Below are 25,458 nucleotides of genomic sequence, written 5' to 3'. Positions count from 1 at the left end.
TCTCTCCCTAGACTGATTTAGAATCGTGTTATGAATTAAGCATCAATATCAGCATTTAAAGCATTCTCTTCAATGAATGCACGACGTGGTTCCACATCATCACCCATTAAGCAAGAGAACATACGATCTGCTTCAATCGCATCGTCAATGGTTACCTGTAACATATGACGGTTTTCAGGGTCCATTGTCGTTTCCCAAAGCTGCTCAGCATTCATCTCACCAAGACCTTTATAGCGTTGGATCATCATACCGCGGCGCGAATCTTGCAAAATATGCTGCCAAACTTGATGGAAGTTAGCCACTTGAATACGGCGATCACCTTTTTGTAAATAAGCACCATCTTCAAGCAAACTGAACCAACTCTTCGAGTTTTTCAGCAAACGAGCATACTCAGCTGAGTTCAATAAACCTGCATCAAGCAAATATGCATGTGGAAGGTTATGAACATATACAGTAATACGCGGCCAATAATGCGCAGATTTTTCACCCTGAGCATTTTCACGCTCAAATGACTCTAGTGTAATTTCTGGACGTAAACTTGGCTGTAATCTTGTAATGATGTCTTTTACTTGATCAGCCCATTGTTGTACATAAGCTTCATCATGGTTTTGATCGCTCTTGAATGCCTCTATTTCAAGTAAAGCATCTAGTAAGCTAGCTGGGTAACGTAACGTTAAGCGCTGTAAGCTCTTTTGCGAAACTTGATAATCCTGAATGACTTTAGCAAGTGCTTCACCTGTAATTGATGGTGCTTCAGCATTGGTATGCAAAGATAGCTCATCAATCGCATTTGAAATTAAATAATTTTCCAATGCATCATTATCTTTGATGTATTGTTCCTGCTTACCTTTTTTCAATTTGTATAAAGGTGGCTGTGCAATATAGATATACCCACGCTCAACCAATTCTGGCATTTGACGGAAGAAGAACGTTAACAACAAGGTTCGAATATGCGAACCATCAACGTCGGCATCGGTCATGATAATGATTTTATGATAGCGTAGTTTGTCAGGATTATATTCTTCACGGCCAATACCACAGCCGAGAGCAGTAATTAAAGTACCCACTTCCTGACTAGAAATCATTTTGTCAAAGCGTGCACGTTCAACGTTCAGGATTTTACCTTTCAACGGCAAAATAGCCTGCATTTTACGGTTACGGCCTTGCTTGGCACTACCACCCGCAGAGTCACCCTCGACAAGATATAATTCAGAAAGTGCTGGATCTTTTTCCTGACAATCTGCCAATTTCCCTGGTAAACCTGCAATATCAAGTGCGCTCTTACGACGCGTCATTTCACGCGCTTTACGTGCAGCATCACGCGCACGTGCAGCATCAATAATCTTACCAGCAATTGACTTTGCAGCTTGCGGGTTTTCAAGTAAGTAAGCAGAGAACTCTTTGTTCATTGCTTGCTCAACAGCAGGTTTTACTTCACTCGATACCAGTTTTTCTTTGGTTTGAGATGAGAATTTTGGATCAGGTACTTTTACCGAAATAATAGCGGTTAAACCTTCACGCGCATCGTCGCCCGTTACATTGACTTTTTCTTTCTTGAGAATATTTTCATTTTCAAGATATTGGTTTAAACCACGCGTCAAAGCTGCACGGAAACCAGCTAAATGGCTACCGCCATCTTTTTGAGGAATGTTATTGGTAAAGCAACGAACGTTTTCTTGATAACTTTCATTCCACTGCAAGGCTACTTCTACACCAATACCGTTATCTGTATCCGCAGTAAAATGGAAAATCTCATTTAGATGAGTTTTACCTTCGTTAATGTATTTTACAAACTCAGATAATCCACCTTCGTAGTCATATACATGTTCAAGGTTAATACGTTCATCGCGTAATACAATACGTACGCCCGCGTTTAAGAATGAAAGCTCACGTAAACGACGTGCTAGAATTTCTACGTTAAAAATGGTTTGGGTAAATGTTAATTCACTTGGCCAAAAACGTACTGTTGTACCACTCTTATCCGTTTCACCAATCACACGTAATGGATATTGCGGATCACCGTGTTGATATTCTTGCTCATGCACTTGACCAGCACGAGAAATCATTAAATGTAATTTACTCGAAAGTGCATTTACTACAGAAACACCTACGCCGTGTAAACCACCTGAAACCTTATAGCTGTTGTCATCAAACTTACCGCCAGCGTGCAGAATGGTAAGAATTACTTCCGCTGCAGAAACACCTTCTTCAGGGTGAATATCGGTTGGAATACCACGACCATTATCAGAAACACTCACTGATTCATCTTCATGAATAGTGACAATAATTTCATCACAATGCCCAGCTAAAGCTTCATCGATTGCGTTATCGACTACCTCGAATACCATATGGTGTAAACCGGTACCGTCGTCTGTATCCCCAATATACATACCCGGACGTTTACGAACTGCATCTAATCCACGTAATACTTTAATACTAGAGGAATCATAAGCCTTTTCATTGGTTTGTTCTGTTTGAGAGGCTGATTGAGACTCTGAACTCATGGTTTCTCCCTAGCAAATATAGGTTTATTCAAAGATGGGTAACATCAAAAAATTATGGTGAAGCAAGACTAACTTGACCGGATTCAACATTAAATAATTGATATGAAATAGACAAATCATGTAAATGTTTTTTTACCGATGCATGATCTAAAGTTGTCATAAAAACCTGGCTACCAAGTTGGCTTAATCGTTCAATTAAACGTTGTTGTGCGGTTAAGTCTAATTCTGCTGTCAGATCATCTAATAATACCACAGTTTCCTTATTACTCGCATGCAACATTGCAATTTGTGACAGTTTTAAGGCAATAATCAGCAGTTTTTTCTGACCTCTTGATAAAACAACATCAGCATGTCCATAAGGGGTTTTTAAGCGCAAATCTGCGCGATGTGGACCATATTCGGTATAACGTCGTTCGATGTCTTTTTGGTGTTGATTAAGCAGGTCTTGCATGAGCCCCTGCTCTGTATGAAAACCTGGACTGTATTCCAGTTCAATTTCAAGATCAGGGAGTAATTGCCTCAAATCATTTTGAAAAAAGACATTCCATTGTTCCACAATACCCAAGCGCTGAGAGTGCAAAACTTCACCATAATCACTCAACATTTTGTTCCAAGGCTCTAAATCAGCCAAAGACAAATTCCGTCGGGTTTTAAGTAGAGTATTTCGCTGTTTTAATGCACGCGAGTAGTATTGCCATGCAAAATAAAACTCAGGTTCCACGTGGAACATCAGCCAATCTAAAAGTTGGCGTCGTGGTTTTGCACCATGGTCAATAATGTCTGTACTTTGTGGATCAAGATGCTGCAAAGGAAGTAATTTAGCAAGTTGACCTTGGGTAGCCACGGTGTCGCCATTGACTTTCATCAACTGCTCACCAGAGGCCAACTTTTGCATGCCAATTTTCTCAGTACTAGACTGTGCAAAGACAATCGCATCTTCAGCAGCATACTGAATATAATTTTTAGGAATATGAGTGCGGAACGACCTCCCTGTTGCAAGCAAATGAATTGCTTCCAGAATTGAGGTTTTTCCTGAACCATTAGCGCCATAAAATATATTAAAAGGTTGCAATCCTTGGAGTGCAACCTTTTTTAAATTACGCACACGTTCAATATTTAAGCGCGTAAGATGCATATTAGATAGCCAGACTATACACGCATCGGCATAACTACATAAGTTTGATCAGTATGTGCCGGGTCTTGAACCAAAACAGACTGATTCGCCTCACTCATACTCATATTTACGTCATCGCCATCAAGTACACCCAATACTTCAAGTAAATATTGCGCATTAAATGACATTTCGAGCGGTATATTTTGATATTGAATAGCTAAATCTTCAATAGCCTCATCTTGCTCAGGGTTATTCGCACGAAGCTGTAAAGAATCCTGATTAAAATTCAAGAAAACACCACGCAACTTTTCATTACTCAAAATTGCGACACGTTGTAATGATTGCTTAAATACATCGTGGCTAATTAATACATGTTTATCGCCACCACGTGGAATTACACGACGATAATCAGGGAATTTTCCATCAATCAATTTTGTAGTAAAACGAACAGTAATATTGCCCTGTTCTTTATCACGACTTGGTGTATTGATGGTTACATTTAACAATTCACGACCAATCAACAATGTTAATTGTTCATCTTCAATACTCAGTAAACGCTGTAATTCACCAACAGCTTTACGAGGTACAATGGCCTGAACCAATTGAGCTGATGTAGAAGAAGCTGTAATTTCACAAAGTGCTAAACGGTGACCATCTGTTGTTACTGCACGTAATTGATTTTCATCAATTTCCAATAAAGTACCTGTTAAATAGAAACGTACATCTTGTACAGCCATCGCAAAAGCAGTTTTTTCAAATAAACGCTTTAACTCACGTTGGGTTACTTGTACTTGAGTACCCTGACTATTTTCAGTCGTCAATAATGGATAATCTTCTGCAGGTAAAGTCCCTAATACGAAACGGCTATTACCAGACTTTAAGATACATCTTTGATCTTCAGTAATTTGTAAATCAATTAATGCAGCTGTAGGCAATGATTTACAAATTTCCATTAACTTACGAGCAGGGACTGTGGTTTCCCCTGCTTCAAGGCATGCCCCTTCTGATAAAACAGTGCTCGCAACCAGCTCGACTTCTAGATCAGAACCAGTAATGGTGAGCGCCTGAGCATTAGTCTGAATTTTGACGTTTGAAAGAATATTCAATGTATGACGACGTTCTACCGCACCGACAACATGCGATAAAACATTGAGTAAACTTTCTTTAGCGATTTTCAAACGCACGATTCATTCCTCTAGCAACTTGGAGCAAATATTTCATTTTTTAGCTGTGTACTATGCTGCACTTGCGTAGACTTTGCAACAAGGTCTTATTATTTCATTAACTCTGAAGTAGACGCAGTAGATTTTTATAATCTTCGTCAAAAATTGGATCTTCTCCACGCAGACTGGCTACTTTTTCACAAGCATGCATCACTGTACTGTGATCGCGTCCACTGAAAGCCATTCCAATTTCTGGAAAACTATCACCGGTCAACTCACGAGCAAGTCCCATTGCCAACTGACGTGGTCGAGCATAAATTCGTGTACGTTTCGGCCCTACTAATTCTTTTAATGGGATACGGAAATATTCACTAACCACACGCTGGATATTTTCTACACTAATTGTTCGTGCACGGATCGCCAACACATCTTTTAAAGACTCACGAACCACATCAAGATCGATTGGTGCACCTTTAAAACGGGAAATTGCAACGACTTTATTAAGTGCCCCTTCAAGTTCACGCACGTTAGCAACAACTTGTTGTGCAATAAATAATGCACAATTTCGAGGTAAATCAACGCCGCTATTTTCCGCTTTCTTTAATAAAATTTCGATACGAGTTTCAATATCTGGTGGTTCAACACCTACTGAAAGTCCCCAAGAAAAACGGGAAACCAAACGCGGATCTAACTCTGTTAACTCTTTTGGATAACGGTCTGAAGTTAAAATAATTTGTTTAGATTCATCAAGTAAAGCATTAAATGTATAGAAGAATTCAACCAGACTCGCCTCTTTACCTGCTAAGAGATGAATATCATCGACCAATAATAAATCTAAAGAACGGCAGTTTTTCTTAAACTCTTCTACTTTGCCTTTTTGTAAAGAACTCACAAAATCCTGAACAAAACTCTCAGAAGTCATATACATCACACGGGCGTTAGGTTTGGCTTGTAGTAAAGCATTGCCAACTGCCTGCATTAAGTGAGTCTTACCTAGCCCTGTGGGACCATATAAAAACAAAGGGTTATGCTGTGAAGCACCTAATTGAGTTAATACTTTTCTACATGTTTCAGCAGCCATCTGGTTTGAACGGCCTTCAACAAATAAAGAAAAAGTAAACTGAGGATTGAGTAGCTTCTTCTTCGCTGTTTTAGGGTTGACCACACTATTGGTATGAGGACTAGAAACAGACTCGGGCTCTTTTTTTACTTTAATACTTTGTGGTGGCGCAGATTGCAAAGCAGCCGTAGTGGTTGCTGGTTGTTCAGCAGATGACAAAATACTCCCAGGACGAGAATCAACTAAAATCTCAACCTGACGGACACGCCCTTCTGACAACTGCTCAGCCAATATAGAAATTAATTCTAAATGGTTCTCTTGAATGTAACGCGTCCAATAAGGGTTAGGAGCATAGAGACGTAGTATTCCTTCTACTTCTTCAGCAACTAATGGGCGAATCCACATCGCAAAGACGTTATCAGAGAGCTCTTGTCGCAAGCGAGTTAAGCAGTCTGTCCAAAGCATGTGTATCCCCTATTTCTGCATTTTTAAATTCAAATAATCTAAAGATTAACCCTTCCTGATAAGAAGGGGTCGCCATTCTAACCAAGTTATCCACATCTGTCATGACGAATTCGACTGATTTTGCCTAAAAAGAAATCTCTTGTGAATAAATTTAAATTCAAAACCACTTGTGTATAACTTTTTGTACAACCTGTGGATAAATTATCACATAAACTTATCCACAATCCATAAATATAATAGAAACAGAGTTATCAACAACCCAAATACATGTTTTTTAAATTTAAAAGTGCGAAATCCACAGAAAAAATAGCTCCTAATAAGAATAAATATAAATTTTAAAATTTGAATTTATTTAATAGGGGTGTGATCTTTTGTGGATAACTACAAAATATGAATTTAAATTCAAATGCAGCAAATCAAAGCCAAGATGATATCTTGTTTTGTTGATAAGTATGTATATAAGGTGTGTATATAATAAAAGCTCTAATAAAAATAGACAATTACTTTGTGTATAACTTTAAAAACTATATATTGCACTGAATTATGAAAATCATAAAAAAGAAGTAGAGAGATTAAAAATTTGGGTTAAATACAAAACTTTCTTGGTTTTTCATTGACAGCGTAAACATTGCGCAATAAAATCGCGGACCTTTATAGAAAGATCATTTTTGGGAGTTTCGATATGAAACGTACTTTCCAGCCATCTGAATTAAAGCGTAAACGCGTTCATGGCTTCCGCGCTCGTATGGCAACTAAAGCTGGTCGTCAAGTATTAGCTCGTCGTCGTGCAAAAGGTCGTCATAGCTTAACTGTTTAATTACTGTTACGCTGACCAGACTTGGGTGTGATGACACTTTACAATTTTAGCACAGATGTGCGAATACGCTGTGCTGCAGATTATAAAAGTGTATTCGATGGTGCGCTTTTTAAAGTGCATCAACCCCATTTTTTATTTCTTGCAAAATTAACCGAACAGCCTAATAGCCGTTTGGGTATTGTTGTTGCTAAGAAAAAAGTGCGCCGTGCACATGAAAGAAATCGAATAAAACGTCTTGCTCGTGAGAGCTTTCGTCTACATCAGCCGAATTTTGGATCAGACATAGATATTGTGGTAATGCCAAAAGTTGGTATAGAAACGATTACGAATGCTGAGCTATATCAACAATTAGATTTTGCTTGGCAAAAATTACAGCGCTTAGCAAAAAAACATTCTAAAGTTGGCACAACCTCGCAGAATTAAGAGATAGCCAATGGTTCGTTTTCTACGTTGGTTGATTCGACTGTATCAAATTGCGATTAGTCCGCTTCTTGGACCCCGTTGTCGTTATATCCCGACTTGTTCCCAATATGCGATAGAAGCATTGCAAACTCATGGTGCGATAAGAGGCGTTTGGTTATCTTCCAAACGGATTTGTCGTTGTCATCCGTGGGGAGGATCTGGATATGATCCGGTACCGCCAAAAGCAATTCGTTTTATTTCGTTTCATCAAATAGATTCTCAAACGCATCATGTTGCTGTACCCTTTCGTGATCGTTTACTGAAGCAAAATCTCTCTAACCATTTGGGGTAATAGATATGCAACAATGGGCCAGGTTTGCAATTCTCGGGGCCATGTTTGTCACCGCATATTTGCTCATTTTGGCTTGGCAAAAAGATTATGGAAATGCTGCAACTGCACCGCAAAAACAAGCGGCGGCTGTAAGTTCACATGAAGTATCTGCTGATTTGCCAAATGCTAAAAATGCAACAGTGGCTTCCGATGTGCCACAAGCAAATATTGCGCAGTCACAAACCACAGATGCAACTGCACCTGTGAATCAACAGCTTATTTCAGTACAAACTGACCTTTACCATATTTGGATCAATCCAAAAGGTGGTGATATTGTTCGTATTGAATTACTCTCACACGACAAAAGCAAAGACAGCGATCAGCCATTTGTTATGCTTGAAAATGATTCCAAGCGTACTTATGTTGCTCAATCTGGCTTAATTGGTTTGAATGGACCAGATAGTAGTCGTGGTGGTCGTCCATTATATGCTGTTGAAAAAACATCATATACTTTGGCTGATGCTAAGGGTGTGCAGGATCAAAAGGGTCAATCTGAAAAAGTTTTAAACGTTCCAATGGTATTTAAAACACCGGAAGGCGTTGAAATTATTAAAACTTTTACCTTTACCCAAGGGCAATATCCAATTGTTGTAAGACATCAAGTTATTAACCGTAGCCAACAAAGCTGGCAAGGTCAGATGTTTGGACAATTAAAGCGTGATAACTCTGACGATCCTGGTAAATCTTCTCAAGGTATTTTCACTCTAGGAACTTTCTTAGGTGGAGCTTGGGGGACGCCTGAGTCACATTACAATAAGCTGAAGTTTGCTAATTTCTCAGAAGAAAAAGTAAGCACTGAAGCGAAAGGTGGATGGGTTGCGATTGTTCAGCATTATTTTGTAAGTGCTTGGATTCCTGGGAATCTTAAACTGACTCAAGCGAATGGTCAGCCTTATGTAGCTAAACTTGAATCTCGTCAATCTGCTGATCATATGAATATCATTGGTTTTACCTCACCAGTGATTAATGTTCCAGCAGGCACTTCAATGGAAGTGGACGCAAAACTTTATTCAGGTCCTAAAGTTCAAGCTGAATTAAAAGATTTAGCGGTTGGTTTGAATCAGACTGTTGATTATGGCTGGTTATGGCCGATTGCCAAGTTATTGTTCTTAGGTCTTCAATTCTTCCATAGCATTGTGGGCAACTGGGGATGGTCAATCATCTTACTTACCGTTATGGTGAAGATGATTTTGTGGCCTTTATCTTCAAAAAGTTATCGTTCTATGGCGAAAATGCGTGTGATTGCACCAGAAATGCAACGCATGAAAGAAGAGTTCGGTGAAGACCGTATGCGCTTCTCGCAAGAAATGATGGCTTTATACAAACGTGAACAAGTGAATCCGCTTTCAGGTTGTTTACCATTGTTGCTACAAATGCCAATTTTCCTTGCCTTGTACTGGGTACTCATGGAAAGTGTGGAATTACGTCATGCACCATGGTTAGGCTGGATTCAAGACTTGTCAGCAATGGATCCTTGGTTCATCTTGCCGTTAATCATGGGTGCTACCATGTTTGCACAGCAAATGTTGAACCCACAACCAGCTGACCCAATGCAGGCAAAAGTGTTCCGCATTATGCCGATTATGTTCACGGTATTTATGCTGTTCTTCCCTGCAGGTCTCGTGTTGTACTGGATTGTGAACAACAGTATTACTATTTTACAGCAGTCGTTTATTAATAAGAGCGTTGAGAAAAGTCGTTTAAGTAAGACTGAATCAGCATCTTAATCGTTGAACTTTTGCTGAATAAATCCGCTTAAGATGGTAATCTTAGGCGGATTTTTCTTTGGCTGGATTTTAGGTTTTTAGGTGAATAATATGCAAAGTCAAACCACGATTGCCGCAATTGCAACGCCACCCGGGCGTGGTGGTGTGGGCGTGATTCGCCTATCGGGACCTAAGGCTTATGAAATTGCTCAAAACCTGACACAAAAAAACTTGCCTGAAGCACGTATAGCTGGTTTTCGTAAGTTTTATGATGCTGATGGAAGCATTATGGATGAAGGGATTGTCCTATGTTTTCCAAATCCTTATTCGTTTACAGGTGAAGATGTTGTAGAGCTACAAGGGCATGGCGGTCCAGTCATTCAAAATGCCTTGCTTGGTCGTCTATTTGAGCTTGGTGCAATCGCTGCAAAAGCTGGTGAATTTTCCATGCGAGCTTTTGAAAATGGCAAGATGGATTTAGTTCAAGCAGAAGCCATTGCCGATTTGATTGATGCGACATCGCAAGCTGCCGCACGTTCTGCTGTTCGCTCTTTGCAAGGCGCTTTTTCGACCAAAATTAATACCGTTTTAGAAAAACTAATCCATTTACGGTTACATGTGGAAGCCGCAATTGATTTTCCTGAAGAAGAAATCGATTTCTTGGCAGATGGTAAAATTTTAGCTTTACTTGAAGATGTTCAGCAGTCGGTACATGCCGTTCAAACATCTGCACGTCAAGGTCAATTATTACGTGAAGGTTTACAAGTCGTTATTGCCGGCAAGCCGAATGCGGGTAAATCGAGCTTGTTGAATGCGCTTGCTGGCGTTGAGCGAGCTATTGTGACGGACATTGCTGGTACAACCCGCGATGTTTTGCATGAAAAAATTAGTTTAAATGGTCTACCAATTACCTTAACAGACACTGCGGGCCTTCGTGAAACGGGTGATATCGTTGAAAAAGAAGGGATTCGCAGAGCAATCAAAGAAATTGAACAAGCTGATTTGTTATTGCTGGTTTATGACTTAAATCAAGGCGATGATCCATTAAAACTCGCCCAAGAATATTTTGCTGAACATATTGAACCGCGTCGTTTAATGTTAATTGGTAATAAATGCGATTTAACTGGTCAGTTAGCTGAAATAAGTGATTTTCAAGGATTCCGTCATATTACCGTTTCTGCAAAACAAGAGATGGGTGTTCAAGGCCTCGTAGATGCGATTACAGCGCATGCAGGCTTTCATCCTGAGGAAGACACCTTTATTGCGAGAACGCGTCATTTAGACGCAATGAAGCGCACACAGCTCTATCTATCAGAGGCACATGAGCAACTTGTTGTATTTAATGCAGGTGAACTCGTTGCTGAATCATTACGTCTTGCTCAGAATGCTTTAGGTGAAATTACCGGTGACTTTAGCGCCGATGACCTGTTAGGCAAAATTTTTGGTTCATTTTGTATTGGAAAATAATTAAAAAATTCTGAATGATGCACAGGGCTGTGTCATTCAGTCACTTCGTTAACCGTATCTTTTTAGAACCTTTAAAAACTCATCTAATTCATTCTGATCAACTTGTGCTTCTTTGAGCACATGGTGATGTAAATGCTGCTCCATCAATTCACTCATCAAACCGTTTATCGCACCTTTAATTGCGGCAACTTGTTGTAGTATTTCTATGCATGAAAGATCCGACTGTTCAACGGCATGCTCGATACTGTTAATTTGTCCTTTTAGTCGTTTTACACGATTAAGTATTTTTTTATCCTGACCAATGTGACTCATCTGTGTTCTCTTGTATAATTCAATATACTGGTAGGGAGTATATTGGGTTTAAATTTTATGCAGGATCATAGTGTATCACGTCATCATCAACATCAGTTTGATGAAGGAAATCCACTTGCACAAAAACGTATTTTGATTGGAACCATTTTAACGGCATCCATGATGGTGTTAGAAGTATTTGGTGGGTGGTTCTTTAACTCAATGGCATTATTAGCTGATGGTTGGCATATGAGTTCGCACATGTTGGCACTCGGTTTAGCCTACTTTGCCTATCGTGCGGCCCGTCATTATTCCAAAGATCACCGTTTTAGCTTTGGAACCTGGAAAATCGAGATTTTAGCGGGTTATAGCAGCGCAATTTTGCTTATGGTTGTAGCTATTTTTATGGCATTTCAGTCGGTTCAGCGTTTATTTAATCCGATTGAGATTTTTTATAATGAAGCCATTCCGATTGCAATTTTAGGTTTAGTAATTAACTTGATTTGTGCGTGGTTACTCCATGATGGTCACCATCACCATCACCATCACCATCACCATCACCATCACCATCACCATCACCATCACCACGATTTAAACCAAAAAGCTGCATTTTTACATGTAGTTGCAGATGCTGTGACCTCCGTTTTTGCAATTATTGCGCTTTGTGCGGGTAAATATTTTGGCTGGGACTTTTTAGATGCACTTCTAGGAATTTTAGGTGCTATTTTGGTTGCAAAATGGTCTCTTGGGTTAATCAAAGAGACAGGAAAAACCCTTCTGGATGCAGAAATGGATCATCCTGTGGTTGAAGAAATTCGTGAAGTGATTGCTGAATTTCCTAAACACATCGAAATTACAGATATTCATGTCTGGAAAGTCGCAAAAGGCAAGTTTTCTTGTATTTTGGCGCTCGAAACTGATGATATTTCCTTAACAGCAGACCAGATTCGTCATGCTTTATCGGTTCATGATGAAATCGTCCATATTTCGGTAGAAATTAACGATTTAAAACCTGCTTATGTTCCACGTGAAACATTGGCGTAACTGAGTGGGAGTTTGGTTATAACTCGGTAATCAGTTCTGTTTTAATCATCTGAACTGATTAGAATAAACTTCTCTTACCTATGAGTTGGTTTTATGCTTAAAAAATTAGGAATATTGGCATTATTTAGCTTAACGGCGAGTTTGAGTTTCGCTAATGTGGACTCGGTCAGAGAAAATATTAAAAAACAATATCCTAATTTAAAAATTAGCAATATTCAGAAAACTGAAATGCCTGGGTTATATAGCGCTAATCTGGATCAACAAATCATCTATGTGGGTGAAGATGGTCAGCATATGTTTGTTGGTTCTATGATTCGGTTAAAGGATCAGAAGAATTTGACTAAAGATCTAGTTCTAGGACAGAACTCAATTGACTGGAAACAGCTTCCTTTAAAAGATGCGATTAAAACAGTTAAAGGTAATGGACAGCATGTTTTAGCAGTATTTTCTGATCCAAACTGTCCTTATTGTAAACAGCTTGAACCTGAACTGGACAAGCTGAAAGATGTGACAATTTATACGTTTATTTATCCTTTAAAACCTCAGTCTATTGTGGTTTCTAGACAAGTTTGGTGTGCGCCCAATCAATCTTATTCATGGAAAAAACTGATTCAGCAAGGCGTTAAACCAACCGTTGTGAGTTGTGCTAATCCAATTGACCGTAACTTAGAACTTGGGAGAAAATTAGGCTTTAATGGTACCCCTACCCTAATTTTTGCAAATGGTTTTAAACTGGTAGGTGCTCGTTCTGCAGAAGAAATTCAAGCCGTTTGGAAAGAGTTAGGTTTATAAAATAAATTAAAAAAAGCACTATTAGGTGCTTTTTTATTGCCTAAAACTAATTAACTTTTTCGTGCAATTAAATTGTAAATAAAGAGAATAACCACTGCGCCAATAACAGATGCGATAAAGCCCGCCGCTGAATTTTCTCCGTAAAGCCCCAGTAATCGTCCGCCATAGGTCGCTAGAAGCGAACCTGCAATACCGATGAGGGTTGTTACGATAAAACCTGCTTTATCATCGCCAGGATGTAAAGCACGAGCGATTAAACCAGCAAAGAAACCAACTACAATAGCAACAATAAGTGACCACATATTTTGTTCTCCAGTTGTTTTTTTGGTGAAGTTAATGATTTTGCTTCATATTCTATCGTGCTTCAGAGCCTGCTAGTTTGTCTGTAGCAGATTGCGAATTTTTGTGTCTTTTTTGTTCAAAACTAAAACGTTATATAAAAAAATAGCACCTTTCAGTGCTATTTTTTTGAAATTTATAAACCAATTTCACCAATAAATGGTAAGTGGCGATATTTTTGGTCGTAGTCTAAGCCGTAACCAACAATAAACTTATCTTCAACTTCAAAACCTAAAAATTTAACTTCAAGATCAATTTCACGGCGAGATGGTTTACTCACCAATGTGCACAATTGAATTGAATTTGGATTTCGAGTTTGCAGCATTTCCATAACTTTGCTTAAGGTATTACCAGAGTCGATAATATCTTCAACTACCAACACATCTTTACCGCGAATTTCACCATCAAGATCTTTTAAGATTTTAACATCTCGACTTGAAGTTGTACCGCCGCCGTAGCTAGACACTGTCATAAAGTCGAGTTCATGCGGTTTGGTAATCGTGCGGCATAAGTCTGCCATGAAAATAACAGAACCACGCAGTAGTCCAATCAGGACCAACTCTTTGTCACTATTTGCATAGTGAGCGTTAATTTGCTCGCCGAGCTCTTTGACTTTTGCTTGAATTTCTTCGGTTGAAATCATGATGCTCATTGCAACAGTCATGTCAGATTCCTACAAGATATAAAAGAAAAAATAAAAAAGGTGTTGACCTGCAACACCTCTAAAATCTGAGTTAATGGTAAAATTTTAAAGCAAAATGACTTTTCATGCACCCTTTGATAAGCCAGAAATTTTATCATTTTGAGCAATATGTCGATCACGCTTTAATGCTAGTGCGCATATTCCAAATAATAACAAAAACTTAACAGCACGATTTTGTTTAGGCTGTTTCTTTTTGATAAGCACGTTTTCCATAAATATAAGTCGCCTCAATATTTCGGTCATCACCTAACGTGAATAATGCAAACAGTGAATCTTCAACAGACTTAGATTTCGACTGGCGAAGTTGCTGTAATGCTGTTGGCTTAAGGTTCAAGACAACAAAATCTGCTTCTTTACCGATGTTGAAGTTTCCTAGTTGATCTTGCAGATCAAGTGCTTTTGCTCCCCCTAAAGTTGCATGATAGAGCGCTTCAAAAGCTGAAAGTTTATCGCCTTGTAATTGCTGAACCTTATAAGCCTCGTTAACTGTTTGCAGCAAACTAAATGATGTACCTGCGCCAATATCTGTACCCAAGCCTACCTTCACTTGTTTTTCCCACGTTTTTTTCAATGGAAATAAACCACTACCTAAGAACAGGTTTGAAGTTGGACAAAATGCGATAGCTGATTGCGTATCATGCATACATTGCCATTCTTCGTCTTCGAGGTGAACACAGTGAGCAAACACAGAACGTTTACCAGTCAGGCCATAATGTTGATAAACATCTAAGTAACCTGTTTGTTCTGGGAATAAAGATTTCACCCAAGCAATTTCATCTTTGTTTTCACTTAAATGCGTATGTACATAAACATCAGGAAATTCTTGCTTTAACTGCCCTGCTCTTTCTAATTGCTCAGGTGTAGAGGTTGGCGCAAAACGTGGTGTAATCGCATACAGAGCACGACCCTTGCCATGCCATTTTTCAATGAGTGCTTTTGTGTCGCTGTAAGCCGTTTCTGGTGTGTCACACAGCGCTTCAGGTGCATGACGGTCCATGAGTACCTTACCAGCAATTAAACGCATCTGAACGTGTTCTGCGGCTTCAAATAAAGCATCAACAGACTCAGGGTGAACTGTACAGAAAACGAGAGCGGTGGTTGTACCGTGCTTTAAGAGTTCCTGAACAAAAAACTGGGCAATTTCACTTGCATATGCTTTGTCCTGAAACTGGATTTCAGTTGGAAAGGTATAAGTATTAAGCCAACTTAAAAGTTGTTCGCCGTATGCTCCAACCATTTCTGTTTGCGGGAAGTGGATATGAGTATCAATAAAGCCGGGTACAATCAATTGTTCTGGGTAATGTTGAACTTCAACCCCAGCAGGAAGATGCTGTTGAGCTTCATCCCATGAACCAAACCATTTGATTTTTCCATGTTCACTAATCAATACACCATCTTCCAAATAACGTACTTGATTTGGAATATCAGTTGGCTCAGAGACAGTTTGCTGAATATCTAAAAAACGACCACGCACAACGGTGGTATTTGCGATCAATGACATGGAAAGCCTTTATATTTTCACTTTTTTCGGTTGATTGTACCCCAGTTAACCAAGATTTAAACGGTATAACGTTTACTTAGTCCCCATTCAGTCAAGATCCGACGATAAGTTGTTGATGAACGGTCGGCTTCAAAATGAGCTTCCATCATTAAATCTAGTGGCAGATCTTCAGGCTTTTGTGATTCGACTATGTCTTGGTCTTCAGTAAAAATTTGGGCATTAAATGCATATACGTTTTCTAAATCACCTGTTTGATCAAAGTTACGTGTTAATGGAACAAATAAACGAGTTTTATTACTTGAGATAGGACAACAGGCGTTCAAGATTTTTAAAACACCGCCTTCTGGAAAATCGACCGTAAGCACGGCTGAAAAAGGCGGATAGACATCAAAGGTGCGCTTCCATAAAAAGCCTTCTGGTTCGAGATATTTTAATTCATGTGGATAGTTACTAACATTACTGATATAGACCGTTTTTAAGCCGTAGTTGGTACGTTCAGTGTGATATTTGGGTACGACAGGATTATCGCGATTAGCAAAGGCATTGTGATGTACCCATGCAAAATGAGCGACATCGATAAAACCTTCAAGTTGACGTCCGCTAGAGCCGCCAATATCGACAAAAGGTGGCAAAATCGCTTGATGCTCTGTCTGGTCCCAAGTATCTAATACAGGAATATTGGCTTGAGCAACATCATGACCATGAATACTAGTCCAAATGAGGCCATAACGTTGAACAACCGGAAATTTGGTCAGAGAAAAACGATCAGAAATTTTGGTTAGTTCGGGTTGAGCTGGTATTTGGGTACATTTCCCTTCGGTGTTATAGCGTAGACCATGATAAGGACAAACAATTTCCTCACCGTCTACCCATCCTTTGGTTAAAGGCACACCACGATGGGGGCAAATATCTCGGACCAGATGAATTTCACCACTTTCTGTTTTATACAGTGCCATATTCACGTCTAATAGTGTCACTCGCTGGGGTGCAGTAGAGACGTCTTGAATACGAGCAACCGGATACCAGTGAGTAGATAAAATTTCCCAATCTTTTGCTTCAAAACTGCTGTTACATGGCATAGCAAGTGGCGTTAAAGTTGGGATAGCATTCATGGCATTACTCCTTAAAAAAATTAGGGCTCTCACGAGCCCTTAAAATCTAGGCTTTTTTCTTTTTAGGAGATGCAAAGAGCTTGCCAATCTAGATTTTTAATCAAAGAAAAGTGAATAAAATTTTAAAATACATAAGGTTGAATGATTATATTTTTGAATATTTGTTCTAATTTATCTTTAGAAACTGGAATTGGTTTTTCAAGATGAACCTAAAATGCACTCTATGTGAACAAATGAGGCACATTAAAAAAGCTCTATTTAAGAGCTCTTTTACATATGTTTAATGGGGTTAATTACTCGACAAAATAATGTGCTGCAAAGTGAGCATCATTACCGATAATGTCGTAACAATCTTCACGAATGGACATACCTGCGCATTGATGACCGACCATCCATAATCCGAGTGTAGGCAGTTGTCCTGAAAATAATGGGGTATCTACCCATTTTTGTACGACATAACCATATTTGTCATAGTCATCAAAATAGAAACTACCAGAAGCTGCGCCTTGGTCGTGGCCATCTTGTAAAACCCGAATATTAGCCCCTTCCCTTGCCAAAATCGGTTTTTTCACCCATTTGCCAGCCAATGTTCGCTGTGGGTCATAAGTATGGGTTTCGACCAATAAAGGATGGTTGGGATAACTTTTCCAAAGCTCAACCAGAATTGCTTTATTTGAAAGTAGCATTTTCCAACAAGGTTCAATCCACTGGGTTTGTGGATGAATATATTGAGAAAATGATTCTTCCCAGATCCATTCCCATGGATAGAGCTTGAACAGGTTTTGAATGGGGCGATTATTAAGATCAACAAAATTTTGTCCGTTCCAACCTATGTTTTCCATAGAAAGCTCGGAAACTTGTAGATGAGCTTGGTAAGCCGTATCCATCAAATACTCTAAATTGCCCCAATCTTCTCGTCCCGCTTCCTGACAGGCAGCAAAATGTACATGACTACCGCGCGGTAAAATCGTCTTCCAGCGTTTAATCAGGTCTTCATGAATGCTATTGAATTGGTCTCGGTTCGCAATGCCTGAGACTTGTTCTATCCACAGCCACTGCGCTACAGATGCTTCTAGTAAGCCGGTAGGTGTATCGGCGTTGTATTCCAGCATTTTGATATTTCGCCCATCGTAGGCGAAATCAAAGCGACCATAGAGCATTGGTGCATTTTGTTTCCATGAGCTTTCAATATGGCTTAAGGCTACTTCGGGAATTTGAAAATAAGTAGGATAGTCACCCCGTTGAATGAGTTCTCCTACAACAGATAAACACATTTGATGCAGTTCATTTGCTGCGTCTTCAAGTTGTTCAATCTGCTTAAGGGTAAACTCGTAAGCAATCCCTTCAGACCAGTAAATTGAGCCGTCGAGAGAAGGTAAATTAAAATAATCAAAACCAATATTTTGATGTTCCACTTGCCAGTCTGGGCGTGGAGTAAATATTTTTCTTTTCATCTTGAGTGAGTGCCTGAAGACTTAGCCGCCGAAAGAAAAACCGCTACGGCCAAAACCACCTCGAATCGGCGATGAGAAAGACGAACTTTTCGCTGTGCTTGAAATGATAGGGCGGCCAGCACTTAAATTGCTATAAGGATGTAAGGTATTGCCGCGAAAAGAAACTTCGCGGTTATTTCGATAATACGCAGGTCCTAAATAATGGCCTGAACCAGAACTATGTCCACTTGAGCTATTTTCTTCTTCACAAGTTTCAGTATTCCAGTCGCGAGCACAGTCATATTGGTTGTTATATACATCTTGTACTAAAGGACCATCATTATGGCTACATGCCGTGAGCAATAAAGGCACCACGACAAGATTAATTTTTTTAGAACGCATGAGCCCCACACATTTTAATAAGTATGTTCGACATACAATGTCGAATAGATATTGTCTATTATGTTTCTGATTAGGAAAGATAAAGTTTAAGTTGGCATATAATATTAATCTGTTTTTTTAAAGTACAGCTTATTTTTAAAATTTAAAGCACAAGGCATCTCGCTTGTAGATGCCTTGTTTTGATGAATTAAGACTGTAACTGCTTTTTGTTGTGTCGTAAGGATAGATAAGCAGTAATTGCTAACACCAATACGATAAAGCTTAACGAGATCCAGATTGGCATGTGGAATACATCAAGCAACAACATTTTTGCACCAATGAACAATAAAATGATGCCTAAGCCGTATGGCAAGTAATGCAATTTGGTCGCAGCGCCAGCAAGCAAGAAGAACATTGCGCGTAAACCTAAAATTGCCATTAAGTTCGCCGTTAAAACAATAAACGGATCGCTCGTTACCGCGAAAATAGCAGGAATAGAATCTACCGCGAAAATCACGTCTGAAGCTTCAACCAAAATCAAAACTAGAAATAACGGCGTTGCCCACAATAAACCATTTTGACGGACAAAGAATTTGTCACCTTCAAGCTGCGGAGTAATACGCATGTGCTTACGTAGCCATTTTAAAACTTTGATATCTTCAATATTGGTTTCTTCTTCTTGACCTTTTAAGAACTTAAAGCCTGTGTATACCAAGAACGCACCAAAGATATAAAGCACCCAAGAGAATTCTTGAACGAACCATGCACCAATAAAGATAAAGAGAGTACGTAGTACGATTGCGCCTAATACGCCGTAGAGCAGGATTTTACGTTGTAATGCAGCAGGAATAGCAAACGCTGCGAAAATCATTAACCAGACAAAAACGTTATCAATTGCGAGCGACTTTTCAAGCAAGTAACCAGCAAAGTATTCCATGGTTTTTTGATTTGCTAATGTCACACCAGCAGTTTGCTGTAGATACAGCCATAAACCACCACCAAATAACGCTGCGACACTCACCCACGCTACGCTCCAGTAAGCAGCTTGCTTAATTGAAACATCCTGACCTTGCTTTTGCTTAAAGCCTAAAAAGTCAATCAGGAGCATTACAATGACAATGCCAAAGAATGCTATGTATAGCCATAAATTGCCGATCGATTCCATAAAACCTCCACATCCGGCAATTGGGCATAAAAAAACCTTGACCCGTTGCCAGATGAATTAAACATCTGTACCAACATGATCAAGGTCTTGCCTACATCATGAATTTCATGATGCTCAGATACCGACTTTTTAATAAAAGTGTATTGACGATATCTGACACATAACATTGCTGCTATGTTTGGAGGAGGCTACTCCCCTTGTCAAACTAAATTCTGTTTTGGATAAAACATATCCAACTACGCATAGAATGGCAGATTTTTTAGAATTACGCAACTGAACTTAATTTCGTGGTTTTAACACTAAAAGGGCTCTAGAGGTTATTTAATTAAACCTCGATCTAAAAGCGGTTTACATATGATCTGGTAAAGGTGAATAAAGAATGCGGTTAAGCGCGTGCCGTAGGCATTCCAGAAGTAATATCCGGCTGTATTGACCAATAGCGCTACAATAAAAGCGCCAAACATATCTAAAGGGAAATGCACACCAAGATAAATACGCGACCATGCCACGACAAATGACAAGGATAGAAGAATTATTCCAATCAGTTTGCGCTGAGCAAATAAATAAGACAGAGCGATGGTGCTAAAAATCAGCATATGATTACTTGGAAAAGATGCCGTTGGTGCATGTTCGATAAAAGTAGTACCAACACCTATCACAAATGGTCTTGCGTGATGGTAAAACAGAGAAATAACATAACCTACTAAAAGCGACACGCAGGTCAAAAAGACAGATTTAGCAACCCTATTTTTTAAATCTTGGTCGCCATAGAACCATAAAAATGTAAGGATGAATAAAAGAATATAGAGGAGATCATTAGCAAAAAAGATAGCAAGACGAATGATAAATTGACTCGCATCCTGAGCCCCATTAATAACATGGAATAAGCTAAGGTTGAGTGTTTCTAAAGACATTCATATTCCAAATGAGAACAAAAACGTGAGCTATGATAAAGAATTAAGCTTAATGTCTTGATAAAGAATTGTCACAAAAATGAAATATAGTTTGTTTGTGAGTAAAGATTAAACAGCTTAGAACGATAATTTTTAATGCGTGATCTGGGCGTTGATATTAAAGTGCTAACGTGTTGGCATTTTATTCGAGAACGTTATTTTATGACTACTCAAGAAAAACAGAAAAAATTAAGTTTGAGGCCTTTATCTCCAAGAGATCCAGAACAGCCGCATAGAGCAGCGACTCCCCTCGAATTATTGTTCGATTTAATTTTTGTGGTCGCGATTGCAACAGCAGGTCAGCAGTTACACCACGCCATTATTGAAAATCATCTATGGCATGCGTTACCAAGCTACTTGATGGTATTTTTTGCGCTGTGGTGGGCATGGATGAATTTTTCATGGTTTGCTTCAGCTTACGATAACGACGATGCGTTGTATCGATGCCTCACCTTTGTACAAATTGTGGGTTCATTGGTGATGGCAGCAGGCATTCCCGATGTATTTCATAGTCAGGATTTTGACGTAATGATCATCGGTTATGTCATCATGCGAATGGCGTTAGTGACCCAGTGGTTGCGTGCAGCAAAATATGATCCTGCTCGACGTATTACGGCTTATCGCTATGCAATAGGGATTGTACTGGTACAGATTGGTTGGTTGGCTGCCAATTTTACCCATGTAATTTCGGCCCCTTTATTTTTATTTTTAGCTGCTATGGAGCTATTTGTTCCCTACTATGCAGAAAAATATTCACCTACGCCGTGGCATCCACATCATATTGTAGAGCGTTATGCCCTGCTTACGATTATTGTGTTGGGTGAATCAATTATTGGTAGCTTTAATGCAATCCGCGATGCGCTGACTGCTCAATCTATTAATATTCCTGCCGTTTTCTTAATGATCGGTGGATTGATGCTTATGTTCGCAATGTGGTGGGCTTATTTTGATCGTAGTGAACAGCATCACCATTTGAAAGGTGTGCGCCCGTTTGTATGGGGATATGGTCATTACTTTATTTTTGTGAGTATTGCTACGGTGGGTGCTGCGCTTGCTGCTGCTGTGGATGTCACAACCCATCATGCACATATTTCCGATTTATATATGGGAATAGTCGTTGCGGTGAGTGTAGTGCTGTATACGACCTGCATTTGGGGACTATACGAATTTGAATGTTTAGCAGGAATCAGCAAATGGTTTTACCCTATTACGGCTCTCATCATTTTATGTATTCCGTTTATTTGTAATAACGTGGGATATAGCGTTTTTGCGATGGGTATTGTCTATAGTTTACGTTTAATGGTTTCTAATAAATTTATAGAAAATATAGAGCCAGAGAAGGTTTAAAACGGCTGAATAAAAAAACGGGTTTCAATTTGAAACCCGTTTTTTTACTGAATAATTAAAAGCAAAAGTTAAGCAGCTTTTGCTTTTAATGCATTCATTAATTTTTGATGTAATCCGCCAAAGCCACCATTAGACATAATCACGACGGCATCGCCCTCACCTGCTTCATTGACAATACGTTCAATAATTTCATCAAGTGAACGGCTAACTTGAGCATGGTTAGACGCAGCTTCAATCACGGGTTGTAAATCCCAATCTAAACCTTCTGGCTGGTACCAGATGACTTCGTCTGCTAAGCGTGCTGAGTGTGCTAAGCCATCTTTATGACTGCCCATACGCATGGTGTTTGAACGTGGTTCGATAATGGCCCATAAACGGCGTTCGCCTAAGCGTTTACGTGCGCCATCTAAAGTCGTGTCAATTGCAGTTGGATGGTGAGCAAAGTCATCATAAACCTCAATGCCATTGACTGTGCCGAGTAACTCCATACGACGTTTCACGCCACCAAAGTTAGACAAAGCTTCACAAGCTTGCTCAAGCGCCACACCCACATGCTGAGCGGCTGCAATCGTTGCCAAAGCATTAGCTACGCTATGTTGTCCTGTCATGCTCCATTTAACTTCACCAACGACATTACCATTTTCAAGTACTTTAAAATGACTACCATCAATTGAAATGAGTTCGGCAGACAAAGCAGCTTTTTCATTCGCTTCTAAACTTGTACGAATGACTGGCGTCCAGCAACCCATTTCAAGTACTTCATCAATATGAGTTTCAGTAATTGGCGCAATAATACGGCCTTCACTTGGAATGGTACGAACAAGATGATGAAATTGCTTTTGAATAGCCGCTAAGTCATCAAAAATATCGGCATGGTCAAATTCAAGGTTGTTTAAAATCGCCGTTTTCGGGTGATAGTGAACAAACTTAGAGCGCTTATCAAAGAAAGCTGAGTCATATTCATCGGCTTCAACGCAGAAGTATTTGCCGCCACCTAAACGAGCGCTTTCACTAAAACCAAGTGGAACACCACCAATTAAAAAGCCTGGGTTTAAACCCGCCTGATCAAGTACCCAAGCCAACATGGTTGTAGTCGTGGTTTTACCGTGAGTACCAGCTACACCAAGGACATGTTTACCTTGTAAAACATGGTCAGCAAGGAATTGTGGACCAGAAATATATGGCAGACCTTCGTTAAGCATATATTCCACAGCATCAATACCACGTTTCATGGCATTTCCGACAATCACTAAATCTGGATGAGGCTGCAAATGACTACGGTCATAGCCTTGCATGAGGGTAATACCTGCGTTTTCTAACTGGGTAGACATTGGCGGGTAAACGTTTGAATCGGAACCGGTTACCTTATGTCCTAAATCACGAGCTAAAAGTGCTAAAGATCCCATAAAAGTGCCACAAATACCCAAGATATGCAGATGCATTGCTCGCCTTCTCCACTGCTTCTATACACAGCACGTCAAGTGTCTGCGCGTTCATTATTGATAAATTTGGCAGCAACGATAGCAAGGCTAAACAGGAAAAGATAGTCAAAAATCGTTGTTGTTCTATGTGTTTGAGGCCCTTATAAAAGTACAGCTTTATTTTTTGTATTTAAGCTGAATTACAGTTTTATCTTTTATAATGTTTTATATCTTTAATAATACTTAAATCATCGTGATGATGAGGGATGTGCCTTTGAGCCCAACGGTTTTAGCTTTTACGCTATTAATTATTTCTAACTGTTTTATGACACTTGCATGGTATGGGCACCTTAAATTTTTGCACCATGCCCCACTCTGGCAAGCGATCTTATTCGGTTGGATTATTGCCTTGCTTGAATATAGTTTTATGATTCCTGCAACTCGTATGCTGAGTGCTCAAGGCTGGTTACTCGGTGAAATGAAGATCACGCAGGAAGTGGTTACGCTGATTGTGTTTGTACCGTTTATGATTTTCTTGTTTAAACAACCATTTAAACTAGATTACTTGTGGGCGATGTTATGTCTATTTGGTTGTGTTTATTTCGTATTTAGAAGCCAATAATTTGCAATAGCTTGTATTGAATAATTGATTCTATACAAGCGATTACTTTTCCAAATACTTGATTATCTTGCAGGGTGTTTACACGCTTTTTTTAGAATTTTAGAAAATTGTTGATCTCTTGGCGTTGGGTCTTCATAGTCAAAAGCATAATTACTGTCTGTTGTGGTTGTACTCAAAGCGCCGTCCGGCTCAAAATTAGACATAGCATAACCATAGGTCTGATCGTCACAGTAAATTCGATATTCAGTAATTGAATATACATTTCCTGCCTCAGTTGCACCAAGATAATAACCAGTCATAAGAACGGGTTCTCTCTCATCAGTAGCAGATGTTCCCGTGACAATAAATTTCTCTTGGACTTTGCCAGTTAATGCTCCACTTTTGATTTCTCCGTTATAACCTTTTTCTTTATTTAAAGTTTTAATGGTTTTTTGAAATTCACCGATGTTTAAATTTACTAAGGCCGCATAACTCATTGTTGTGCAAAGTGTGAGTGTTAAGAATCCAAGAAATTTTTTCATTATTAAGCTCTTATTGATTTCATTAAGCGCGCTATATTAATAAAATTTGAGAATGTGTCACTGTTAAACCATGACATTTTTTGATGATATTAAAAATATTCGCAGAGCTGGTCAGTTAAATTTTCGTGAGATGAAAAATCAGTCTATAATAATGGGCTTCCGAACCATTTAAAACTTGGCTCTCGTCGAGATTTATCTTCTTTTACTTTTGTCTCTGGAACATTAGCAATGAATGCGGCCGCAGCACAAGACGCTCAACCTCTCGTTGGAATTATTATGGGTTCTCAATCTGATTGGGCAACTCTCGAAAACACAGCCAATATGCTTAAACAGCTTGGTGTCCCATTTGAAGCGGAAGTGGTATCTGCTCATCGTACTCCAGATCGTTTATTTGAATATGCAGAAACTGCGCGTGATCGTGGTATTCAAGTGATTATTGCTGGTGCTGGTGGTGCAGCGCATTTACCTGGAATGTGTGCCGCAAAAACTGATTTACCAGTTTTAGGTGTGCCAGTTAAATCATCAATTTTAAATGGCGTAGATTCTTTGCTTTCAATCGTACAAATGCCAGCTGGTATCGCAGTAGGTACTTTAGCGATTGGTCCAGCAGGTGCGACGAATGCTGCAATTATGGCGGCACAAATCTTAGGTTTAACTCGTCCTGAAATCGCAAAAAATGTTGCAGATTTCCGCGCTGCGCAAACTGATAAAGTTGCAAGCAAAAACATTCCGGGTCAGGTGTAA

25 protein-coding genes are annotated in these 25,458 nt (G+C 39.3%); 10 read left to right on the top strand and 15 right to left on the bottom strand.

Annotated elements, in window-relative coordinates:
• Positions 1-35: 35 nt before the first annotated feature.
• The 4 genes from gyrB to dnaA form a co-directional block, all read right to left on the bottom strand.
• A complete protein-coding gene (gene gyrB / locus AC07M3_RS18540) occupies positions 36-2,504 on the bottom strand; it encodes a DNA topoisomerase (ATP-hydrolyzing) subunit B (RefSeq protein WP_005037763.1) in 2,469 nt (822 codons plus the stop codon).
• A gap of 52 nt (positions 2,505-2,556) precedes the next feature.
• Complete coding sequence (gene recF, locus AC07M3_RS18535; RefSeq protein WP_494567997.1) at positions 2,557-3,639, bottom strand: DNA replication/repair protein RecF; 1,083 nt, start codon at positions 3,637-3,639, stop codon at positions 2,557-2,559.
• Between the two features lie 14 nt (positions 3,640-3,653).
• Positions 3,654-4,802: a DNA polymerase III subunit beta gene (gene dnaN, locus AC07M3_RS18530; protein WP_005045339.1), complete on the bottom strand. Its 1,149-nt coding sequence runs from the start codon at positions 4,800-4,802 to the stop codon at positions 3,654-3,656.
• 97 nt (positions 4,803-4,899) lie between these two features.
• Entirely contained in the window at positions 4,900-6,306 is a 1,407-nt protein-coding gene (gene dnaA / locus AC07M3_RS18525; protein ID WP_494567998.1) for a chromosomal replication initiator protein DnaA, read from the bottom strand.
• A gap of 682 nt (positions 6,307-6,988) precedes the next feature.
• Between dnaA and rpmH the strand changes: the two genes are divergently transcribed.
• The 5 genes from rpmH to mnmE all read left to right on the top strand — a co-directional run bounded on the left by rpmH (position 6,989) and on the right by mnmE (position 11,089).
• Complete coding sequence (gene rpmH, locus AC07M3_RS18520) at positions 6,989-7,123, top strand: 50S ribosomal protein L34 (protein ID WP_000831329.1); 135 nt, start codon at positions 6,989-6,991, stop codon at positions 7,121-7,123.
• A gap of 30 nt (positions 7,124-7,153) precedes the next feature.
• Positions 7,154-7,546, top strand: a complete 393-nt coding sequence (gene rnpA / locus AC07M3_RS18515) for a ribonuclease P protein component (RefSeq protein ID WP_004640245.1) — start codon at positions 7,154-7,156, stop codon at positions 7,544-7,546.
• Between the two features lie 10 nt (positions 7,547-7,556).
• Positions 7,557-7,877: a membrane protein insertion efficiency factor YidD gene (gene yidD, locus AC07M3_RS18510; protein ID WP_151745251.1), complete on the top strand. Its 321-nt coding sequence runs from the start codon at positions 7,557-7,559 to the stop codon at positions 7,875-7,877.
• Positions 7,878-7,882: 5 nt separating this feature from the next.
• Positions 7,883-9,643, top strand: a complete 1,761-nt coding sequence (gene yidC / locus AC07M3_RS18505) for a membrane protein insertase YidC (RefSeq protein ID WP_005037757.1) — start codon at positions 7,883-7,885, stop codon at positions 9,641-9,643.
• Between the two features lie 90 nt (positions 9,644-9,733).
• Positions 9,734-11,089, top strand: coding sequence for a tRNA uridine-5-carboxymethylaminomethyl(34) synthesis GTPase MnmE (mnmE, locus tag AC07M3_RS18500; protein ID WP_494567999.1), 1,356 nt, complete (start codon positions 9,734-9,736; stop codon positions 11,087-11,089).
• Positions 11,090-11,137: 48 nt separating this feature from the next.
• On the opposite strand, the gene AC07M3_RS18495 is transcribed toward mnmE, so the two are convergent.
• Positions 11,138-11,401, bottom strand: a complete 264-nt coding sequence (locus tag AC07M3_RS18495; RefSeq protein WP_003656024.1) for a metal/formaldehyde-sensitive transcriptional repressor — start codon at positions 11,399-11,401, stop codon at positions 11,138-11,140.
• A 42-nt stretch (positions 11,402-11,443) separates the two neighbouring features.
• Between AC07M3_RS18495 and dmeF the strand changes: the two genes are divergently transcribed.
• Complete coding sequence (gene dmeF / locus AC07M3_RS18490; RefSeq protein ID WP_494568000.1) at positions 11,444-12,424, top strand: CDF family Co(II)/Ni(II) efflux transporter DmeF; 981 nt, start codon at positions 11,444-11,446, stop codon at positions 12,422-12,424.
• Between the two features lie 93 nt (positions 12,425-12,517).
• The gene (locus AC07M3_RS18485) at positions 12,518-13,216 is read left to right on the top strand and encodes a DsbC family protein (RefSeq protein WP_494568001.1); all 699 of its coding nucleotides are present in this window, start codon (positions 12,518-12,520) and stop codon (positions 13,214-13,216) included.
• A 50-nt stretch (positions 13,217-13,266) separates the two neighbouring features.
• Here the strand turns inward: AC07M3_RS18485 and AC07M3_RS18480 are convergent, their stop codons facing one another.
• The 8 genes from AC07M3_RS18480 to AC07M3_RS18445 form a co-directional block, all read right to left on the bottom strand.
• Positions 13,267-13,518, bottom strand: coding sequence for a GlsB/YeaQ/YmgE family stress response membrane protein (locus AC07M3_RS18480; protein ID WP_016139726.1), 252 nt, complete (start codon positions 13,516-13,518; stop codon positions 13,267-13,269).
• A 173-nt stretch (positions 13,519-13,691) separates the two neighbouring features.
• Entirely contained in the window at positions 13,692-14,219 is a 528-nt protein-coding gene (hpt, locus tag AC07M3_RS18475; RefSeq protein ID WP_003656020.1) for a hypoxanthine phosphoribosyltransferase, read from the bottom strand.
• 217 nt (positions 14,220-14,436) lie between these two features.
• Positions 14,437-15,759: a guanine deaminase gene (gene guaD, locus AC07M3_RS18470; RefSeq protein WP_494568002.1), complete on the bottom strand. Its 1,323-nt coding sequence runs from the start codon at positions 15,757-15,759 to the stop codon at positions 14,437-14,439.
• 56 nt (positions 15,760-15,815) lie between these two features.
• Positions 15,816-16,871 (bottom strand): Rieske 2Fe-2S domain-containing protein, encoded by a 1,056-nt coding sequence (locus AC07M3_RS18465; protein WP_494568003.1) that lies wholly within the window; start codon positions 16,869-16,871, stop codon positions 15,816-15,818.
• Between the two features lie 293 nt (positions 16,872-17,164).
• Positions 17,165-18,325, bottom strand: coding sequence for a glutathionylspermidine synthase family protein (locus tag AC07M3_RS18460; protein WP_494568004.1), 1,161 nt, complete (start codon positions 18,323-18,325; stop codon positions 17,165-17,167).
• 21 nt (positions 18,326-18,346) lie between these two features.
• Positions 18,347-18,706: a hypothetical protein gene (locus AC07M3_RS18455; protein WP_035358681.1), complete on the bottom strand. Its 360-nt coding sequence runs from the start codon at positions 18,704-18,706 to the stop codon at positions 18,347-18,349.
• Between the two features lie 187 nt (positions 18,707-18,893).
• The gene (locus tag AC07M3_RS18450; RefSeq protein WP_092710939.1) at positions 18,894-19,850 is read right to left on the bottom strand and encodes a TerC family protein; all 957 of its coding nucleotides are present in this window, start codon (positions 19,848-19,850) and stop codon (positions 18,894-18,896) included.
• Positions 19,851-20,167: 317 nt separating this feature from the next.
• Positions 20,168-20,764 (bottom strand): phosphatase PAP2 family protein, encoded by a 597-nt coding sequence (locus AC07M3_RS18445; protein WP_494568005.1) that lies wholly within the window; start codon positions 20,762-20,764, stop codon positions 20,168-20,170.
• Positions 20,765-20,899: 135 nt separating this feature from the next.
• On the opposite strand from AC07M3_RS18445, the gene AC07M3_RS18440 reads away from it, so the two are divergent.
• Positions 20,900-22,150: a low temperature requirement protein A gene (locus tag AC07M3_RS18440; RefSeq protein WP_494568006.1), complete on the top strand. Its 1,251-nt coding sequence runs from the start codon at positions 20,900-20,902 to the stop codon at positions 22,148-22,150.
• Between the two features lie 68 nt (positions 22,151-22,218).
• On the opposite strand, the gene mpl is transcribed toward AC07M3_RS18440, so the two are convergent.
• On the bottom strand, positions 22,219-23,592 hold the full coding sequence (gene mpl / locus AC07M3_RS18435) for a UDP-N-acetylmuramate:L-alanyl-gamma-D-glutamyl-meso-diaminopimelate ligase (RefSeq protein ID WP_004640278.1): 1,374 nt from the start codon (positions 23,590-23,592) through the stop codon (positions 22,219-22,221).
• Between the two features lie 238 nt (positions 23,593-23,830).
• Between mpl and AC07M3_RS18430 the strand changes: the two genes are divergently transcribed.
• Complete coding sequence (locus tag AC07M3_RS18430; protein WP_080547845.1) at positions 23,831-24,193, top strand: DMT family protein; 363 nt, start codon at positions 23,831-23,833, stop codon at positions 24,191-24,193.
• Positions 24,194-24,255: 62 nt separating this feature from the next.
• Here AC07M3_RS18430 and AC07M3_RS18425 read toward each other — a convergent pair whose 3' ends face one another.
• Entirely contained in the window at positions 24,256-24,714 is a 459-nt protein-coding gene (locus AC07M3_RS18425; protein ID WP_092710930.1) for a hypothetical protein, read from the bottom strand.
• 228 nt (positions 24,715-24,942) lie between these two features.
• Between AC07M3_RS18425 and purE the strand changes: the two genes are divergently transcribed.
• Positions 24,943-25,458: a 5-(carboxyamino)imidazole ribonucleotide mutase gene (purE, locus tag AC07M3_RS18420; RefSeq protein WP_002115451.1), complete on the top strand. Its 516-nt coding sequence runs from the start codon at positions 24,943-24,945 to the stop codon at positions 25,456-25,458.

It is taken from the genome of Acinetobacter sp. GW821-FHT09D10 (assembly GCF_059416285.1).
The sequence above is the reverse complement of the archived record's forward strand: the minus strand, read 5'-3'. Positions and strand labels throughout refer to the sequence as shown.

Excerpts from the sequence above, each read along its gene's own strand:
- mnmE (WP_494567999.1), top strand. The coding sequence starts at position 9,734 with ATGCAAAGTCAAACCACGATTGCCGCAATTGCAACGCCACCCGGGCGT.
- hpt (WP_003656020.1), bottom strand. The coding sequence starts at position 14,219 with ATGACTGTTGCAATGAGCATCATGATTTCAACCGAAGAAATTCAAGCA.
- purE (WP_002115451.1), top strand. The coding sequence starts at position 24,943 with ATGAATGCGGCCGCAGCACAAGACGCTCAACCTCTCGTTGGAATTATT.
- recF (WP_494567997.1), bottom strand. The coding sequence starts at position 3,639 with ATGCATCTTACGCGCTTAAATATTGAACGTGTGCGTAATTTAAAAAAG.
- AC07M3_RS18480 (WP_016139726.1), bottom strand. The coding sequence starts at position 13,518 with ATGTGGTCACTTATTGTTGCTATTGTAGTTGGTTTCTTTGCTGGTTTA.
- AC07M3_RS18495 (WP_003656024.1), bottom strand. The coding sequence starts at position 11,401 with ATGAGTCACATTGGTCAGGATAAAAAAATACTTAATCGTGTAAAACGA.
- AC07M3_RS18460 (WP_494568004.1), bottom strand. The coding sequence starts at position 18,325 with ATGAAAAGAAAAATATTTACTCCACGCCCAGACTGGCAAGTGGAACAT.
- AC07M3_RS18445 (WP_494568005.1), bottom strand. The coding sequence starts at position 20,764 with ATGTCTTTAGAAACACTCAACCTTAGCTTATTCCATGTTATTAATGGG.
- yidD (WP_151745251.1), top strand. The coding sequence starts at position 7,557 with ATGGTTCGTTTTCTACGTTGGTTGATTCGACTGTATCAAATTGCGATT.
- rnpA (WP_004640245.1), top strand. The coding sequence starts at position 7,154 with ATGACACTTTACAATTTTAGCACAGATGTGCGAATACGCTGTGCTGCA.
- AC07M3_RS18450 (WP_092710939.1), bottom strand. The coding sequence starts at position 19,850 with ATGGAATCGATCGGCAATTTATGGCTATACATAGCATTCTTTGGCATT.
- yidC (WP_005037757.1), top strand. The coding sequence starts at position 7,883 with ATGCAACAATGGGCCAGGTTTGCAATTCTCGGGGCCATGTTTGTCACC.
- guaD (WP_494568002.1), bottom strand. The coding sequence starts at position 15,759 with ATGTCATTGATCGCAAATACCACCGTTGTGCGTGGTCGTTTTTTAGAT.
- AC07M3_RS18425 (WP_092710930.1), bottom strand. The coding sequence starts at position 24,714 with ATGAAAAAATTTCTTGGATTCTTAACACTCACACTTTGCACAACAATG.
- AC07M3_RS18430 (WP_080547845.1), top strand. The coding sequence starts at position 23,831 with ATGAGGGATGTGCCTTTGAGCCCAACGGTTTTAGCTTTTACGCTATTA.
- rpmH (WP_000831329.1), top strand. The coding sequence starts at position 6,989 with ATGAAACGTACTTTCCAGCCATCTGAATTAAAGCGTAAACGCGTTCAT.
- mpl (WP_004640278.1), bottom strand. The coding sequence starts at position 23,592 with ATGCATCTGCATATCTTGGGTATTTGTGGCACTTTTATGGGATCTTTA.
- AC07M3_RS18485 (WP_494568001.1), top strand. The coding sequence starts at position 12,518 with ATGCTTAAAAAATTAGGAATATTGGCATTATTTAGCTTAACGGCGAGT.
- AC07M3_RS18455 (WP_035358681.1), bottom strand. The coding sequence starts at position 18,706 with ATGCGTTCTAAAAAAATTAATCTTGTCGTGGTGCCTTTATTGCTCACG.
- dnaA (WP_494567998.1), bottom strand. The coding sequence starts at position 6,306 with ATGCTTTGGACAGACTGCTTAACTCGCTTGCGACAAGAGCTCTCTGAT.
- AC07M3_RS18440 (WP_494568006.1), top strand. The coding sequence starts at position 20,900 with ATGCGTGATCTGGGCGTTGATATTAAAGTGCTAACGTGTTGGCATTTT.
- gyrB (WP_005037763.1), bottom strand. The coding sequence starts at position 2,504 with ATGAGTTCAGAGTCTCAATCAGCCTCTCAAACAGAACAAACCAATGAA.
- AC07M3_RS18465 (WP_494568003.1), bottom strand. The coding sequence starts at position 16,871 with ATGAATGCTATCCCAACTTTAACGCCACTTGCTATGCCATGTAACAGC.